General features: G+C 53.5%; 15 protein-coding genes and 1 riboswitch. Of the genes, 10 read left to right on the forward strand and 5 right to left on the reverse strand.

Going from position 1 to position 16,741, the window contains the following annotated elements:
* Nucleotides 1-16: 16 nt before the first annotated feature.
* Both H8F21_RS07005 and H8F21_RS07010 read left to right on the forward strand, forming a co-directional pair.
* On the forward strand, nucleotides 17-487 hold the full coding sequence (locus tag H8F21_RS07005; RefSeq protein WP_105753637.1) for a hypothetical protein: 471 nt from the start codon (nucleotides 17-19) through the stop codon (nucleotides 485-487).
* Nucleotides 488-489: 2 nt separating this feature from the next.
* Nucleotides 490-879, forward strand: a complete 390-nt coding sequence (locus H8F21_RS07010; RefSeq protein WP_105753638.1) for a hypothetical protein — start codon at nucleotides 490-492, stop codon at nucleotides 877-879.
* Between the two features lie 1,133 nt (nucleotides 880-2,012).
* Here H8F21_RS07010 and H8F21_RS07015 read toward each other — a convergent pair.
* Nucleotides 2,013-2,492 (reverse strand): 3'-5' exonuclease family protein, encoded by a 480-nt coding sequence (locus H8F21_RS07015; protein ID WP_106115698.1) that lies wholly within the window; start codon nucleotides 2,490-2,492, stop codon nucleotides 2,013-2,015.
* 466 nt (nucleotides 2,493-2,958) lie between these two features.
* On the opposite strand from H8F21_RS07015, the gene H8F21_RS07020 reads away from it, so the two are divergent.
* From H8F21_RS07020 to nhaA, 5 genes are all read left to right on the forward strand, one after another.
* Nucleotides 2,959-3,294 (forward strand): hypothetical protein, encoded by a 336-nt coding sequence (locus tag H8F21_RS07020; RefSeq protein ID WP_096143182.1) that lies wholly within the window; start codon nucleotides 2,959-2,961, stop codon nucleotides 3,292-3,294.
* 135 nt (nucleotides 3,295-3,429) lie between these two features.
* Nucleotides 3,430-3,491: riboswitch (Fluoride riboswitch) on the forward strand.
* A 138-nt stretch (nucleotides 3,492-3,629) separates the two neighbouring features.
* Nucleotides 3,630-4,013 carry a fluoride efflux transporter CrcB gene (gene crcB / locus H8F21_RS07025; RefSeq protein WP_096143183.1) on the forward strand — a complete coding sequence of 128 codons (384 nt, stop codon included), beginning with the start codon at nucleotides 3,630-3,632 and terminating at the stop codon, nucleotides 4,011-4,013.
* Between the two features lie 10 nt (nucleotides 4,014-4,023).
* Nucleotides 4,024-4,377: a DUF190 domain-containing protein gene (locus H8F21_RS07030; RefSeq protein WP_096143184.1), complete on the forward strand. Its 354-nt coding sequence runs from the start codon at nucleotides 4,024-4,026 to the stop codon at nucleotides 4,375-4,377.
* 2 nt (nucleotides 4,378-4,379) lie between these two features.
* The gene (gene ppa, locus H8F21_RS07035) at nucleotides 4,380-4,910 is read left to right on the forward strand and encodes an inorganic diphosphatase (protein WP_096143185.1); all 531 of its coding nucleotides are present in this window, start codon (nucleotides 4,380-4,382) and stop codon (nucleotides 4,908-4,910) included.
* A gap of 310 nt (nucleotides 4,911-5,220) precedes the next feature.
* Nucleotides 5,221-6,423: a Na+/H+ antiporter NhaA gene (nhaA, locus tag H8F21_RS07040; protein WP_106115699.1), complete on the forward strand. Its 1,203-nt coding sequence runs from the start codon at nucleotides 5,221-5,223 to the stop codon at nucleotides 6,421-6,423.
* Between the two features lie 112 nt (nucleotides 6,424-6,535).
* Here the strand turns inward: nhaA and H8F21_RS07045 are convergent, their stop codons facing one another.
* The 3 genes from H8F21_RS07045 to H8F21_RS07055 all read right to left on the reverse strand — a co-directional run bounded on the left by H8F21_RS07045 (nucleotide 6,536) and on the right by H8F21_RS07055 (nucleotide 9,512).
* Nucleotides 6,536-7,069 (reverse strand): NUDIX hydrolase, encoded by a 534-nt coding sequence (locus H8F21_RS07045; RefSeq protein ID WP_106115700.1) that lies wholly within the window; start codon nucleotides 7,067-7,069, stop codon nucleotides 6,536-6,538.
* 92 nt (nucleotides 7,070-7,161) lie between these two features.
* On the reverse strand, nucleotides 7,162-8,013 hold the full coding sequence (locus tag H8F21_RS07050; protein ID WP_106115701.1) for a universal stress protein: 852 nt from the start codon (nucleotides 8,011-8,013) through the stop codon (nucleotides 7,162-7,164).
* Nucleotides 8,014-8,024: 11 nt separating this feature from the next.
* Entirely contained in the window at nucleotides 8,025-9,512 is a 1,488-nt protein-coding gene (locus tag H8F21_RS07055) for a SulP family inorganic anion transporter (protein WP_096143187.1), read from the reverse strand.
* Nucleotides 9,513-10,452: 940 nt separating this feature from the next.
* On the opposite strand from H8F21_RS07055, the gene H8F21_RS07060 reads away from it, so the two are divergent.
* The gene (locus H8F21_RS07060) at nucleotides 10,453-12,333 is read left to right on the forward strand and encodes a DUF294 nucleotidyltransferase-like domain-containing protein (protein ID WP_096143188.1); all 1,881 of its coding nucleotides are present in this window, start codon (nucleotides 10,453-10,455) and stop codon (nucleotides 12,331-12,333) included.
* Nucleotides 12,330-13,049: a 3'-5' exonuclease gene (locus tag H8F21_RS07065; RefSeq protein ID WP_096143189.1), complete on the forward strand. Its 720-nt coding sequence runs from the start codon at nucleotides 12,330-12,332 to the stop codon at nucleotides 13,047-13,049. The genes H8F21_RS07060 and H8F21_RS07065 overlap by 4 nt, the downstream gene beginning before the upstream one ends.
* A 115-nt stretch (nucleotides 13,050-13,164) precedes the next feature.
* Here H8F21_RS07065 and H8F21_RS07070 read toward each other — a convergent pair whose 3' ends face one another.
* Nucleotides 13,165-14,832: a BCCT family transporter gene (locus tag H8F21_RS07070; protein ID WP_106115702.1), complete on the reverse strand. Its 1,668-nt coding sequence runs from the start codon at nucleotides 14,830-14,832 to the stop codon at nucleotides 13,165-13,167.
* A gap of 339 nt (nucleotides 14,833-15,171) precedes the next feature.
* Between H8F21_RS07070 and H8F21_RS07075 the strand changes: the two genes are divergently transcribed.
* Entirely contained in the window at nucleotides 15,172-16,626 is a 1,455-nt protein-coding gene (locus H8F21_RS07075) for a TrkH family potassium uptake protein (protein ID WP_096143191.1), read from the forward strand.
* The last annotated feature ends 115 nt before the right edge of the window (nucleotides 16,627-16,741 follow it).

Consider the following 16,741-nt stretch of genomic DNA (forward strand, 5'->3'; position numbering starts at 1 on the left):
TCAAACGAGATACATGATGTTCAGGATTAGCATGCAAGACCAGGCTGGCCCGGTGGGAATGTTTGGGGACGGTCTCGCTCATTTTCACGCCGTGTCACGATCTCTCGCAACGCATTGGTATCACGTCAGTCTCAAGCGCCGGCACGATGAAAGATTCATGGCTTATGAGGAGATGGTCAGCGATGAGCCTCGCCTCGTGGAGCTACTGATCTCCCAAGACGAAAGCATGGTCATTAAGGAAGTCCAGGTCGTCACCCCAGCCTGGATGAACAAAGGTTCGAGCTGGAAAATGGAAAAGCTGACCTCCTTGTCCATGGGGTTCAATCAGGTGGAAGTGCCGATCTGCGTTCTGCAGGTCGAGAGTGGTGATGTGTACGTCAATACTCACCAGCGTGACCTCGATATTGACTCCCTCGTTGGGTTGAAGGAGCTGTATCGCCGCAGTGTTGCAACCACCCAAGAACCTTCCGTATTTGGGACTGTGTAACCATGTCAGAGATCAACACCGTCGCGGTCGATTTGCACGTGAAGCGCTACTCAGACTTTGACCTTCTTCGCATTGCTAGGGCTGTGAACCAAGACTACGAAGGCCTGATCACCGCTTATCTCGTGAACGTACATATCCACTCGTGCAGTGCAGTCGGCGTCGTCTTTGGTCACCTTTGCCCTGGGCCACATCAGCGACTTGCGGATGGCCGTCTGATCCGGACGTCGGATATTCAATCTGTGAAGAAGGAAGGTAGGTTCTGGGTACTCACCACTGTCAACTCCAAGTACGTCATTGCGACGTTCAGGCGTGATGTTGGACGGCGTAGCCTGCGAGAGTTCATGCGTATTGCGGGCGACAGATATATGCCAACGCCTGATCGCCTCCAGTAGCATCTTGATCCTTGTTTTGGGCTTGCCCCGCCTTCGGGGAAGGGTGTCGTGAACCAAGCCCTGGACGAGCCGGATTTTGGCCCTGGCGGGCTTTCACCCTCAGGCCTCTCGCCCATCTAAAGCTGGCGCGCTCGGCTTGCGATCTTCATTGCTAAGCTCATCCGGCGGCTTTCAACCACTGATGAGTCCGGACACTATGGATCAGCACACCGAGTCCCTGCCTGAGATCGACATTGAGGAGTTTCGAGAGCGCTACTCGCATATGTAGACCCAGCAGTTGACGAGATTTATTGCGATCATGGGTGGAGGAACCTCCTAATTGCTCTCTGCGATATTCTTCAGGTCTACCTGAGGCGACATCCAGAGGTCACCCCTTTAACCGTCGCGCAGATCAAATCCAAATTTGGAGAGCTGCATTTTTTCTATGACGGGGGCGATGCCTACTGCAGGGGCGCAGTAGACGTAGCGATCCAACTTTCGACGAAAACCTGCTCATACTGCGGAGCGCCTGGAAAGCAGCTCGGCGGTGCATGGGTAAGCACACTGTGCGCGACTCATGACGGCAGCGGTGGCTCGAAGACTGCAGGCTGACTGGCTTGCGTCCCAATCATATATAAGTGCCTTAACTGGATGCCACGCTCCAGGGAGGGCAGACACTCCAGCCCAAGTCGGGAGCTCCGCGCACTGATTGCTCTGGCTGGTCGGCTGCACCGGTTGAGTATGTGGAATATTTATATTCAGGCGACATTTGTGTCGGTTTTGCGACCATATAAAATGCTCGCCCTTGAATCCGTTTTTCAAAATCGGAGATGTATATTTTGAACTCAAAAGAAAAGCAGCGTTGCCTGTGCCTACCTGTTTTTCACTTTGGAAATCAGGCTGGTTTGCTGGTCGCTTTTTTCATTTGATCCTTTCGATCTGATAGCTTTTTTAGCTCACTCCCAAGCAGATACCATCGCTTAGGGGTGCCCCTCCGCACCTTGTAACCTGCTCGTCAATTTGGGGCCGCAGGCCCCGGCTCGTTTTTGCCAACAAAGCCGAGTTTTTAAGCTTACTTTTTTGTGGTCTGTACGAGATCTGTTGTGATCAGAGATCAAAAAAGTCCAGCGAATCAGCAAGAGGCATAGCTCCGTCTAACCCGCCCAAGCTCCATCGGGATTCCCTCGGCTCACGGATGCAAACATGCCGGCGATAATCCTAGCGTCGAGCAACGCGTGGTGAGGCAGCTCTTCACCCTCGCTAGTCGGAGAAAGGGTCGTTGCGTCAGTAGGGAAATTACGAACGATTCTGGGCCATCGTCCGCCCTCATATACCAGGTCGCAAAAAAGCTCCCAATCGTACTGAGGGGCATCAGTGACGATCTCGACCTCCTTTTTGAACGACGTCAGAAACCTGAGCAGCGACATCCTGGCTTCAACAATGGGCAATGCGTAGCTCCCACCCCACAGCTGCGGAAGCACGATTTCCTTTACGAAATCACTGCAGTCTTCTTCTTTCCAAGCATCGAGCAATTCCACGTAGAATTCGCGCCCATCCTCAGCCACCAGTGCGAGTGATATCAGCTTCGCAGCCGCTGAGAGCTTGGTAAACTCACAATCAAGAAAGACCCTCACCTTGTTAGAACTCCGTAATGACTAGGGCTCGCTTGGATATGGCGCAGGAGGGGCAGCTATGGGAAATGGCCCTCGAGCATCTTGGCTCAGACGGACTCCTCCAAGCGGTCATAGAAATGTGGAGCCGCGCCGCCCCTCCACCCAGACCATTGGTTGAACACCTGTCCACCAATGAGGTGAGTCAGGAAGTCTTGAGCATACTGAAAATTGCCCAGCAGCGGGTAGGTGCCATCGTGCCAGGTCGAACGCCTGATGCAGGCACAGTCACGCTGTACGCTCGTCACGCTAGCAACTTAGTTGATGGGCTCATTACACTGCTGCCAAAGGTGAAGCTTTCGCAAGCCTTGAGAGGCTCTTGTCTTGAAATCGAACTGGGGATTTGACGTCCGCACAGGCTCCACGAATACCAGTCAGCAACAATCCTATTAAAACTTGCCCAGCGAAATGCGTCCTTTTGAGATGTTCTATGAGCTCTGATTTAACTGAAGAAGAAATGCGTCATGCCCTTTTCGGCACACCTCAGCCAGAGGAGCAAGTTTCTACGCCGCTAGTGCCGGAGCCCGTGGAAGAAGTTGTGCTCGCCAAACCGCTGGTCGCTCCAGCAGCGAAGAAGAAAGTGGCAAAAGCATTTACGCCTAGGCTGAAGGTCACGCTTCGGGTTGGAAACGAATTCGAGGGGAAGATGCATGAGTTTATCCACGAGGCCGACACGTTGAGCTCGTTGCTTGCTGAGCAGGAGGCTGTGAAGGCTGCTAGGAAAAAGTACAAGTATGTGGAAGTGGTATCGGTTAAATCGATGTAGACGCGCCAACTAATCTGGTTGGGCGAAGGGGCGACCCCTGCCTGGATCATTGATCAACCAGCTTGCCTGGCCGAAGGGGCCTTCAGATCGCTCGCGTGTAGCTGCTCTTGATGCCATTGGCGCTGATGCTATAGGATCAGAACAGGAGATGGCATTCCTCCTTTAACCGCCTTAGAGCTGATGATGCCTACGTGAACCCTGGACAGGGTGCGTAGGTGTGTCTCCCTGTCCTCCAATTAAGGACAGGCTATGATCTTATTCTTCGAGTTTCCCTTTTCCTTCAGCGCGAGCTGCTTGCCAGTTAGTCCACTCAGATCTGATGAGGAGGACTCTGCGTGCTGAAGTCATTATTCGTCATTGCCGTTGGCGCTTCACTTGGAGCCTGGTTGCGCTGGCTGTTGGGCATGAAGCTGAATGCTCTTTTCCCGACGATCCCGCCAGGTACTGTGGTCGCGAACATGGTTGGGGGCTACATCATCGGCCTGGCCATCGCCTTCTTGGCCGCTTCTCCCACCCTCAGTCCAGAGTGGCGTCTCCTTATCATCACGGGTTTCTGTGGTGGGCTTACCACCTTCTCTACATTTTCAGCCGAAACGGTTGCCTTGATTCAGGAGGGTAGACTGGTTTGGGCGCTCGGCTCAATTTCGTTGCATGTCTTAGGCTCGTTAGCGATGACCGCTGCCGGGCTTCTGTCCTACCAAATGATTGGTACTCGCTGAGGAGATAGAAATGAAAGGCTATATGGTCGTTTTCTTCACCCAACAAAACCGTCGTTATCAGGGAAAGATGCTAGGCGAATGGATCGTCGACGTGGCTAAAGAAATGGGGTTGCGAGGCGCCACGCTCTGCACCGGAATCGAAGGGTTTGGGCACACAGGAAAACTGCATTCATCGCACTTTTTTGAGCTGGCGGATCAACCCACGGAGATTCGCTTGGCCATCACGGAAGATGAGGCAGAACGATTGTTCAAACGATTGGACTCTGAGGAAATATCGGTATTTTTCACGAAGACGCCAGTCGAGATGGGCACCCTTGGAAAAACGCCCTCCAGCTCAACACCCTCCACAACTTCGGAGCTATGAACATGAGCTACGCGGACATCCCAGCTGGCAACGCCATCCCCGATGACTTTTTCACCGTTATCGAGATTCCTGCAAACCACTCGCCGATCAAGTACGAGGTGGACAAGTCGAGCGGACAAATTTTCGTTGACCGCTTCCTCAGTACACCGATGTTCTATCCGGCCAACTACGGGTTTATCCCGAACACGCTGAGCGACGATGGCGATCCGCTGGACGTCCTGGTGGTTTGTCCATATCCCGTCTCACCTGGAGTTGTCATCCGCAGTCGCCCGGTTGGTGTGATGTACATGACTGACGAAGCCGGAGCCGATGCCAAGGTGATCGCAGTGCCTCATGAAAAACTCAGCTCCATGTACATCGACGTAAAGGAGTGCTCAGACCTCCCTGCGTTACTCCTCGCCCAGATCCAGCACTTCTTCGAAAACTACAAAGCATTGGAACCGGGTAAGTGGGTGAAGATGGGCCGCTGGGGCAGCGCCGATGAAGCGCGGGAAGAGATTCGCAAGTCGGTAGCTGCGTATATCCCCAAATAGGCTTACTCCAGATTCAAATGCCACTGTCATAGGATCGCGCTGAGGTGCGTGCATTTATGCTGGGCCTAAGTTGCTCCAATCATCAAATATCCGAGGAGCCACACGCCTGTAAAGAAGGATCGATGCTCGCTCGCCTAGTGAGGCTATGTGCTTGGAGCGCGCTCCTACGTTTCATGAGCGAGCCCGTGCCTGGGAACACACTGAAGGCTGATTAAGGCTCGGTGTAAATCGTTACAGGCTATGTGCCCTGCCGCGCTGGTAAACCTCGGATGTTAAAATAATCGCTTTGGATCAAAGCGCAAGGACACTGATGACTCATAGTAGAGCTCCCGCAGAAACCCCTAGAGCAGCCGCGATTCTGGCTCGCTTCCTATCGTCGGAATCCGCTGGCGGTCTTGTACTGATGGGCGCAGCACTCGCGGCCCTAATCGTGGCGAACTCGCCTCTCTCGCAAGGTTATTTTGCCGCCTTGCACAGTGTCTGGTTGGGCATGTCTGTGGAGCATTGGGTCAATGATGGCCTCATGGCCATCTTCTTCCTGATGGTCGGCCTAGAGATCAAAAGAGAGGTTCTGGCAGGTGGGCTTTCTACTTGGGGCCAGCGCGCCCTGCCGGGGTTTGGTGCTTTAGGTGGCATGGTTGTGCCTGCGCTGATCTACATCGCAATCAACTGGGGTAATTCTGAGACTTTGAAGGGGTGGGCTATCCCAGCCGCTACCGACATCGCATTCGCCTTGGGCGTCTTGTCGTTGCTGGGGAGGCGAGTCCCTACGTCGCTGAAGGTCTTCCTCGCCGCCTTGGCGATCATTGACGACCTGGGTGCTGTAGTCATCATTGCCTTTTTCTACACCTCTGGTCTTTCCATGCCGATGTTGCTGGCATCGCTTGCAACCTTGGCCATTCTGATCGCAATGAATCGATTGGGCGTCAGACGATTGTTCCCGTATCTGCTGGTAGGTGGTGTGCTGTGGTTCTTCGTGCTGCAATCGGGAGTGCACGCCACCCTTGCGGGTGTCGCTGTAGCGCTGTGCGTTCCAATGGGTAAGCCTGAAGAGGAAGCCCGGTCTCCACTGCTGTTCCTAGAAGAAAAGCTGCATATGTGGGTAGCGTTCGCTGTGGTGCCGATTTTTGGCTTCGCCAATGCGGGTGTTTCATTGGCCGGTATTTCGATGGAAAACCTAGTCGATCCGGTTCCGCTGGGTGTTGCGCTCGGCTTGTTGGTGGGCAAGCAGATTGGCATCTTCCTATTGGCTGCTCTGGCCATTCGTATGGGCTTGGCCAAACTGCCGGAAGGCAGCAATTGGGCACAGCTTTACGGCGTTGCGCTCTTGTGTGGCATCGGCTTCACCATGAGCCTGTTCATCGGAAACCTGGCGTTTGCTGGATCAGCTCACCTGATCGATGAGGTAAAAGTCGGCGTGTTGATTGGTTCGACCCTGGCTGCAATCGGTGGAGTCCTGATTTTGCGACGCAGCGCTGCGCCCGCCATTGTCGCCGCCACGGTTTCTAAATAAGCGTAAGCGAGCCGGCCACGGAGTTTCTCCCTGACAGAAATCCTGTGGCCGGAACATCGTCTCGCGAAGCGAGGTCATCGTGCTTTACGCCACAAGTTGCTGAAATATCCCCTCAAAGGCTGATTGGCGGCATCAACTCGGACGCGACTTTTTTCAGCATGAACGTTTCGCGCTGAATTGACTGCCCCATCGATAACTCCTGACGCTGCATCACGGCTTCGTTGTGCGATATTGCCTCATACAGGTTGATCCAGACGGGCCGCATTCCATTAGCGATTTCGTGGTTTTCCATTCTTACGGGCTCTAGCTGGGGCGCTACTTCGCATTGATAAAAATGCGAGGTCATGTGCATCAGATCGTACTGCGGCTTCCAGTAGGGCCGGTACTCCTCGATGTAACCGTAGTGCTGGAGCACCTGTATTTCACGGGCACCAGTCTCTTCCTCAAGCTCACGCTTCAAGCCTGTGACAATGTCCTCGTCACCATCAAGGCCGCCTCCAGGAAAGCTGAAGTCGTTATAGCGCTCGGTGAACAGCAACAGGATCTGTTCATTCCGCATCACGATGCCGCGTGCTGCATGTCGACGGAATACTCTGCCCTGTTTGGATTTCAGATCGGGGTGAACAATTTCAGTTATGAGTTGCATGTGGTCTCGTTACGGCAAGATCAGTTAGTCATCGTCCTGGGTGGCCACGGTATTTCCGCAGCTCTGGAAATACTGTGGCCAGTGGAACCGGCTCAGCGAAGCAGCAATACGGGTAAAGTGGATGTTCGCAGCATCGTCGTGGTCGTGCTGCCCACCAGAAACTGCCTGATGCGTGAGTGCCCGTACGCCCCCATAACCAGGAGGTCAATGCCGTGCTCTGCCTGATATGCATGAAGTGCCGACTCCACTTCGCCTGGGCGGATCTCGACATGCACTAGCAGGCCAGAAGAGGAAAGTGTGATTCGTGCTTTCTCCAACTCATTCTGGTTTTCTTCAGAGTCCGTACCAACCATGACGATATGAATCGGCAGGCCTTCGCACAGCGGGCTTGAAGCAAGCATCTGCACGGTCTTGTGGCCTGTAGCGCTACCGTCGAATGCCACCATGATCGTTTCAGGTTTCCTGAAATGGCTGGTTGTAATCAGGATGGGGCGGTGGATAGTTCGGACTACCGCTTCAATCTGGCTGCCAAGACTTTGGGCACTGCGCGTGCTGTCCTCTCCGACTCTTCCGATCACCAGTAATCGAATATCGTTTTGGAGATCGCTCAGGCTCTCGACTAGATGTCCATGGCGCTGCTTCAGATCAGGTGACATGGCGCCAGAGATGATTGTTCGCTCGCGAGCTTTTTCAAGCATGTGCTGACCATGCTCCAAGGCCAGTTTCGCACGCTGCGCATCCAGCGTGGCCAACTCTTCCAGTAGATGTTCTCTGCTACCGAGACCGATATTGCCGCTGAGGTCAGCGGATGCAGGATATTTCTCCTTATCCAGCACATGAAGCAAGGTCAGGGGGGCGCTGAGTCGCTGCGAGGCCCATGCTGCGTAATCGCAGACCGCCAATGAGGATTGTGAGTTATCAATGCATGCCATTACGTGGGTCATTGTCGTTCTCCTTAGTGGCTCATGAGCTTGTCGATGGCACCGGGTTTGTCATGCACGCCGAAGCGGTCAACGATTGTTGCGCTGGCTTCATTGAGACCGAGCACTTCAACCTCCGCGCCTTCACGGCGGAACTTGATCACGACCTTATCCAGTGCTGCGACGGCGGTGATATCCCAGAAATGCGCCTGTGTGAGATCGATGGTGACTTTGTTGAGAGCTTCCTTGAAGTCAAAAACTTCAGTGAACTTGTCCGCAGAGCTAAAGAACACTTGGCCCACGACGTGGTAAGTCCGATGCGATTCCGTCTCTTCCAGAGTGCTCTTGATATCTAGGTAGTGCCCAACTTTATTGGCAAAGAACAGCGAAGCCAGCAACACACCTACCAGTACGCCATAGGCTAGGTTGTGAGTGGCTACGACGACCACGACGGTCGCCACCATCACGAGGTTGGTCGACAGCGGATGCTCTTTCAGATTACGCAAAGAATCCCAGCTAAAGGTGCCGATGGACACCATGATCATCACAGCCACGAGTGCCGCCATAGGGATTTTGGAGAGCCATTCGCCAAGAAATACCACCATCAGCAGCAGGAAAACGCCGGCACACAATGTCGAGAGACGGGTGCGGCCACCAGATTTCACGTTGATGATCGACTGGCCGATCATGGCGCAACCTGCCATGCCGCCAAGCATGCCGGCAGCGATGTTGGCCACACCCTGGCCTTTGCACTCGCGGTTTTTATTGCTGGTGGTATCGGTCAGATCGTCGACGATGGTCGCGGTCATCATTGACTCGAGTAGACCCACTACGGCCAAGGCAGCCGAGTACGGGAAAATGATCCGCAGGGTTTCAAAATTCAGCGGAACTTCAGGCCAGAGGAAGATCGGGAGCGTGTCAGGCAGTTGGCCCATGTCGCCTACAGTGCGGATATCCAAGCCGAGGTAAATGGCGATGGCAGTCAGTGTGAGGATGCACACCAACGGTGACGGAATCAGCTTGCCGATCTTCGGTACGTATGGGAACAGGTAGATGATCCCAAGGCCCACTGCCGTCATGGCATAGACGTGCCAGGTGACATTCGTAAGTTCCGGCAACTGCGCCATGAAAATCAGGATCGCCAATGCGTTTACGAAACCGGTGACTACCGAGCGTGAAACAAAGCGCATCAGTGATCCCAGCTTCAGGTAGCCAGCGAGGATTTGGAGTACCCCACAGAGCAATGTGGCTGCAAGCAGATACTGAAGTCCGTGCTCTTTAACCAAAGTGACCATGAGCAGTGCCATGGCGCCGGTGGCAGCCGAGATCATGCCGGGACGACCACCGACAAAGGCGATAACAGTACAGATACAGAAGGAGGCGTAAAGCCCGACCTTTGGGTCAACGCCGGCGATGATGGAAAAGGCGATGGCTTCCGGGATCAGCGCGAGTGCGACCACCAGCCCCGCAAGCACGTCGCCACGGACATTGGAAAACCACGTTTGTCTAAGTTTTTGCAGCATATAAATATCCAAGGCAAAGCATCGCGCACGCCAAAGGAATGGCGAGCGAACCGATGCAAATTCAAATTTTGAGGATTTTTTGCTGTGTGCTTAAGGTGTAGAACCAGGCGTACAGCAGTGCGCACCCGCGAGCGAGGCTAGCGGAAGCAGGGTGTTGCGAGGGGGCGTAGCGCTAAGGCGGAGTAGGCTGCCAGTAGATCGTTTGGAGTACAGTCATGCGGATGTTCCTGTAGCTCAGGGTGTATGAAACGTAGACAGCATACAGGGGAACTGGTGTCGATTGCGACCCGCCTCTCCGCTTTTCATATGTTGAGTCTGAAGACAAAGCTCGTCAGAGAGCACGTTTTTGAGTGTCAGCACTGGCTGTCAGCCAACGTCCCCAGGCCTCCTGCCGTCCTCCGATCCAAAAGCGACATTGGATCAGTCGCTGGCGCGCTAAGAAATTCTACCCACGCCTCGTAAGCCAGTTTATGGCGACGGACGGCGAGGAGCCACTCTGAGCCTTCTGACTGACGCGCCGAGACAAGCATCATTAACATAGTTGTAGCTGCATCGAGTTCCAGCAACAGCTTATGGGATTGGAAACGACATTCCTCGGCGTCAGTCATAGATCGGCATGCCCATTAGGTGGTGCGGATTTAACATCGTTATTAATGTCATTGTGGCATTATTTTGAAGCTCGCGTCCGCTCTACCAAGAACACTGAGGTCGAAGTGCCATATGGTAGAAAGCAAAGTGATGTTACTGCTGGATGAGGGTGAGCCCATCGTCGTCGAGAGCTTTTAAAAGGCTTGTTTTGCAACAATCGCTAACCACCCACTCGACTTGAATATCTAAATCTTATAATCCGATAGGAAGCATCTGATAGGCTTTTAGGGCGATTAGCAACTTTCAACGTACGCCTTTTGGCGATCTTTTCCTTCAAGCATACCGAGGTTCCATGCAAGCCGAGATGCAGGAGATCAGCGACCATCTTTATCGATTCGCCCCGTTTGATCAGTTGCCAAGAGATACGGTAGATGCAATGGCACGGCGAGTTGATGTGCGTTACTTCAAGGCTGGCAGCGACATCCTGGAAGCGGGTGCAGTGATCCATGATTTGCACTATGTGCGCAGCGGAGCAGTGGAGATTTATCGACGCAACGGTGAACTCTATAACCGGCTTGTCGAAGGCGATATCTTTGGCCAAGCAGGGCTTTTACGCAGCAACAAAGTCCGCTTTCCTGCGAGAGCACTTGAAGACAGCCTGATTTACTACATCCCCGCCGACGTCTTTGCCGATCTATGCGCACAGCATGACGCCTTTGCGGATTTCGTTGAAGCTGAAGGGCACTCCAGGCTGAAGTCTGCCGTCGAGGCACAAGGGCGGTCGAGCGAACTGATCCAGCTCAAATGCCGAGCCTTGCTGTCACGCTCGTTAGTGTGGGTTACGTCGGATACCACCGTTCTCGAGGCTGCAAGGCTAATGACAGAACAACGCGTTGCTTGTGTCGTGGTCATGTCGCCAGCGGGACTGCAGGCAGGAGACACCCAGGGCATTGTGACCGACAGAGATCTTCGCACGCGGGTCGTCGCTGCCGGAAGGAATGCCGGCGAAACGCCCATCAGCGCCGTTATGACTACAGAACCAGTGACCATAAATGCTGATGATTCAGGCTTTGAGGCCATGCTTGTCATGCTACGCCGCAATATCCATCACCTGCCGGTTCTCAACCAGGGCCGCCCAATTGGCGTAATTAACCTGTCAGATATTATTCGGTACGAGTCCCATAGTAGCTTGTACTTGGTCAACAGAATATCTAACCAGACGTCAGTTGACGGCTTAAAGTCGCTCTTACGAGACCTACGAGGAACGTACATCCGCATGGTGCGAGATGGCGCGACCGCGCACATGATCGGCAGCGCTATCTCTGGAATCGGCAGGGCTTTCACGCAACGCCTGCTGGAGCTTGCGGAAAAAAAACTTGGCCCTCCACCAGTACCTTATTGCTTCATGGTACTGGGCTCCATGGCGCGCGATGAGCAACTGCTGATAAGCGATCAAGATAACGCCTTGGTGCTTGATGATCGATTCGATCCCTCCTCGCATGACGCATATTTCCGTAGCCTTGCATCGTTTGTGTGCGATGGCCTCGCCGCGTGTGGGTACAGCTACTGTAAGGGCGGCGTCATGGCGACGAACGATCAATGGCGCCAGCCTTTGAAGGTTTGGCGCAGCTATTTTGATCAGTGGATCGAGAAGCCAAACCCGACAACCTTACTCAACAGCTGCATCTTTTTCGATCTGGATGGAGTATTTGGTCAGCTCTCGCTGGTGCAAGAACTCAAAGTCCTGTGTGCTCAAAAATCCAGTCTACATCCCGGATTTCTCAACGCCATGGCAAGGATTGCGCTCAACCGGACACCCCCCCTGGGATTCTTTCGTACCTTTGTCGTCGAGACAGATGGGCAACAGAAGAGAATCATCAATCTCAAAGGTCGCGGTACCGCACCGCTCACTGACCTCATTCGCATCCATTCGCTAGCTTGCGGCAGTACCGCGCAGAACTCGTTTGATCGTATCGATGCAATCACTAGCGCTAATATCATGCCGCCCGAAGCACTTAAGCACCTGCGCTATGCGCTGGAGTTCCTCTCCATGGTGCGGATCCGGCATCAGGTAGAGGCGCTCGAGCAGGGAGAAACGCCCAATAATTATGTCGAGCCTGAACGCTTCTCTAATAGCGAGCGACACAATCTCAAAGAGGCCTTCCAGGTCTTGAGTAACGGCCAGAATTTTTTGCGCTTCCGCTACCCGCCGAAGGGCCGTACCTCAAAATGAATGGGTTTAAGGTGGAACCGGATTACCCGCCGAACTGGCCAGCCATGTTTCGGGAATTGGAGCAGAAGGCGGCTAATTCTTGCTTGGGTACGTTTTATCAGGCCGGCGTCGTCTCACCACACACCCTGATTGAAAGCGTGCAATTTCTTGCGATGGATATGGAGACAACCGGGCTCAATGCCCAAGATGACAGTATTGTCAGCATTGGTTTGGTGCCGTTCACCTTAAAGCGCATCTATTGCAGCAACGCCGCGTATTGGGTGCTAAACCCATCATCAGAACTGAGTGAAAAGTCAGTCACCTTCCATCACATTACCCACGCGGAGATTTTGAATGCTCCCTCGCTCCCTGAAGTTCTGGAGCCACTTCTGCAGGCGATGGCTGGCAAAGTGATTGTCGTCCATTACCGCAATATCGAGCGTGAGTTTCTTGATGCAGCACTGCATAGGCACCTCGGAGAAGGCCTGAGTTTTCCAGTTGTGGACACTATGCAATTGGAGGCCAGGATGCATCGGCAAAAGCAAAGTTGGATTGCTAGGCTCATGCGCCGCCCGCAAACATCCATACGTTTGGCCGACAGCCGCGCACGCTATAACCTTCCAGCCTATCAAGGGCATCATGCGTTAACCGATGCCCTCGCTACCGCTGAGCTGCTACAAGCGCAGATAGCTACCCACTATTCACCTGAGACACCAATTGGTGCGCTATGGGACTGATGCTCTGCGCTCTGAGCGCGGTCGCTCGACATGCCTCGGATAGGAGGCTCCTCAGGAGCCTCAACAATCTGTCAGAAGATCTCCATGGTTCCAGCAGTCGCTTTCCGTATAGCCGCTAGCGGGGCTCGGACATCAGTCCTTTAACAAGGGATACGCAACCCAGCGCCAATACGAGTGCGAAAGGCAGGCCCGTAGATACCGCCATGGCCTGCAGTGCCACAAGACCGCCGCCTAGCAGTAGCGCAATGGCAATCACTCCCTCTATGACAGCCCAAAATACACGCTGCGGAACAGGCGCATCGACCTTGCCCCCTGCTGTAATCGTATCAATGACCAGGGAACCAGAGTCCGAGGAGGTGATAAAAAACACAATGACGAGAACAATGCCCAGGAACGAAGTAATTTCCTTGAGGGGTAGTTCTCCCAGCATCGCGAACAGCTTCAGCTCCAACACAGCATCCTTGACGCCAACCAAGTTTTGTACGGTGGCCTGGTCAATGGCAGTCCCGCCAAAAGTCGTCATCCACAATACCGATACCACGGTTGGAACCAGCAAGACCGAGATCAGGAACTCTCTGACCGTTCGGCCACGGCTGACGCGGGCAATGAACATCCCCACAAAGGGAGACCAGCTAATCCACCATGCCCAGTAAAATGCAGTCCAGCCTTGAGTGAATTCAGCGTCAGTGCGTCCAAAAGGGTTGGAAAGTGCCGGAAGGTACTCAGCATACGTCACCAGATTTTTAAAGAACCCAGTGAAGATCGCCAAGGTGGGCCCAACAACAATGATGAACACCAGCAGTAGCAATGCGAGGCCCATATTGATCTGAGAAAGCATCTTGACGCCCTTGTCCAAGCCAGCGAGTACCGACCAGAGCGCGATTAAGGTGATACCAACGATTAGCACTACCTTGCTTAGATTCGTGGACTTAATACCGAAGAGGTATTCAATCCCTGCTGCTGCCTGCTCTGCTCCTATCCCTAAGGAGGTCGCCAGTCCAAATAAGGTGGCAAACACCGCCAAGATATCGATCATGTGTCCTGGCCATCCCCAGACGCGCTCGCCTAGCAATGGATAGAAGATCGACCGTATAGAGAGTGGTAAGCCTTTGTTGTAAGAGAACAGCGCTAGGGATAAAGCAACAATTGCGTATATCGCCCAAGGATGGAGCCCCCAGTGGAAGATAGTGGCAGCCATTGCCAAGTCGGCGGATGCCTTAGCATCGCCCGCTGCTCCCCCTAACGGTGCCCAGTCAGTGCGCGCACCACTTGCATCGAGGGTCACACCGCCCATGGATGCCTGATAATGCGACATGGGTTCGGCCACGCCGTAGAACATCAAGCCGATGCCCATTCCCGCAGCGAAAAGCATGGAGAACCAGCCCACATAGCTATGGTCTGGTTTGGCATCTCTACCTCCCAAGCGAACCTTTCCCAGCGGGGAGAAAATTAGCGCGATGCAGAGCACCACAAATATGTTCGCGATGCTCATGAACAGCCAGGCGAGATTGCCAGTTAACCAATTTCGAATAGCGCTAAACAGCGGCTCAACCTCATTCTGAAGTGCGAGCGTCATAATCACGAATAGCAAGATCGTGGCGGATGAGATGATGAAGACTTTGCCGTGAATATCGAGGGAGAACGAATACTCGCCCTTGATATTGTCTTGCCCGATGACATAGTCGGTGTCGATTAGATTGGCAGCTCCGCTAGGAGCAGGAATGCCATCCTCACTGGTTTGATGAGGTTTTTCCGGTAGATCATCGCCAGGTGATCGGCCCATGAGAGCCTCCTTGGTTGTGGCACGCTATAACGTGCAATGGCCGTTAGCCCCGCTGTTCCTATGGTAAAAACGAGATATAAGAATCCTATCCTAACAAGCTTTCCAAACTTCTGGTGAACGCCGCTTGAATCAGCGCCACGAAAGCAGGGCTCCGTTTTGCCCTGACAATCAAAGGATGCGCATACGGTTATGTTAATAAAAAGCCGATATGCCCTTGTGATTCTGGCGGCATACTGCCGTCCCTTTTCAGTGAGGTCGCGATTTTTTTACGCAAAATTTACACGCATTGAATCTTAGCCATCGGATACTTCGCGGCGGTGATTTTGGCAGGCTAACCTCATGTCCTCCGCTGTACTCAGGCTTGTCGGCTTCATCTTAGGTATCTTTTTAATCACGCTGGCTGTGAGCATGGCTATACCCATGATCACGCTGGTTGCCTATGAGCGTAGCGATGACCTGTCGGCCTTCCTCTGGTCGAGCTTGATTACCTTCATCAGTGGCCTCCTGTTGATAGTGCGAGGCCCCCCAGATCATGCCCAGCTTCGTCCTAGGGATATGTACCTGCTGACGACCGGTAGTTGGGTTGTGGTGTGTACCTTCGCGGCGCTGCCGATGGTGTTCATCAGCAACATCAGTTACACCGACGCTTTTTTTGAAACGATGTCCGGCATTACAACCACGGGCTCAACTGTCTTGAGTGGTTTGGATACCGCTTCACCTGGATTGTTGATCTGGCGCTCGATGCTGCACTGGCTAGGTGGTATCGGCTTCATCGGCATGGCAGTGGCGATCCTTCCACTGCTGCGAGTGGGTGGCATGCGCCTCTTCCAGACAGAGTCTTCAGACTGGTCGGAGAAAGTAACGCCGCGTTCACATGTGGCAGCCAAGTACATTCTCTTTCTTTATTTGGGGCTGACTGGCGCCGGGGCATTAGCACTTTGGATCGCTGGGATGACGGCGTTTGAAGCGGTCAACCACGCCATGTCGTTGATCTCTACTGGTGGATTCTCTACTTCGGACGCCTCGCTTGGGCATTGGACGCAGCCAGCGATTCACTGGATAGCCGTGGTCATCATGATTCTGGGCAGCCTGCCGTTTACCCTCTATGTCGCGACATTGCGCGGCAATCGACGTGCGCTGCTCAAGGATCACCAGGTACGCGGGTTTATTGGTTTCCTGATTGTTACTTGGCTAGCGGTGGGGACATGGCTGTGTTTTCACAGCGACTACGGATGGTGGGATGCCTTTCGTATCGTGGCCGTCAATGTGACCTCGGTCGTCACAACCACAGGAGTTGCTGTAGGCGATTACACCTTGTGGGGCAGCTTCGCGGTCTTGCTTTTTTTCTATCTGACCTTCGTCGGTGGGTGTTCAGGCTCAACAGCTGGAGGCCTTAAAATTTTCCGTTTCCAGGTTGCTGGTGCTCTATTAGTGAGTAGCCTGAAGCAGTTGATCCACCCTCGTGCAGTGATTCGAAAAAAGTACAACGGCCATCCAGTTGACGAAGAAATCATACGGTCGCTTTTGACTTTCTCATTTTTCTTCACAATCACGATTGCAGTGATCGCCCTAGGACTCTCTCTGATCGGGCTAGATTGGACGACAGCATTGAGCGGAGCTGCTACTGCAGTGTGCAACGTGGGGCCAGGCTTAGGCACAATCATCGGGCCTGCTGGTAATTTCTCGTCATTACCTGACGCTGCAAAATGGTTGCTTACCATTGGCATGCTGCTGGGGCGGCTGGAGATACTCACCGTCCTGGTACTCGTAACACCGGTTTTTTGGAGGTATTAGTCCTATCAATGAATAGGTGAATACCCATGGGCGTAAAAAAAGCCTGTCGAGCGGCTCCGCCAAAGCTGTTTGGAACGAGCTGCTTATTTGGTTAGTCTTGCGGTCAATATGGCGA

Origin of the sequence: Pseudomonas arcuscaelestis (genome assembly GCF_016881005.1) — a bacterium.
GTDB classification, from domain to species: Bacteria; Pseudomonadota; Gammaproteobacteria; order Pseudomonadales; family Pseudomonadaceae; genus Aquipseudomonas; species Aquipseudomonas arcuscaelestis.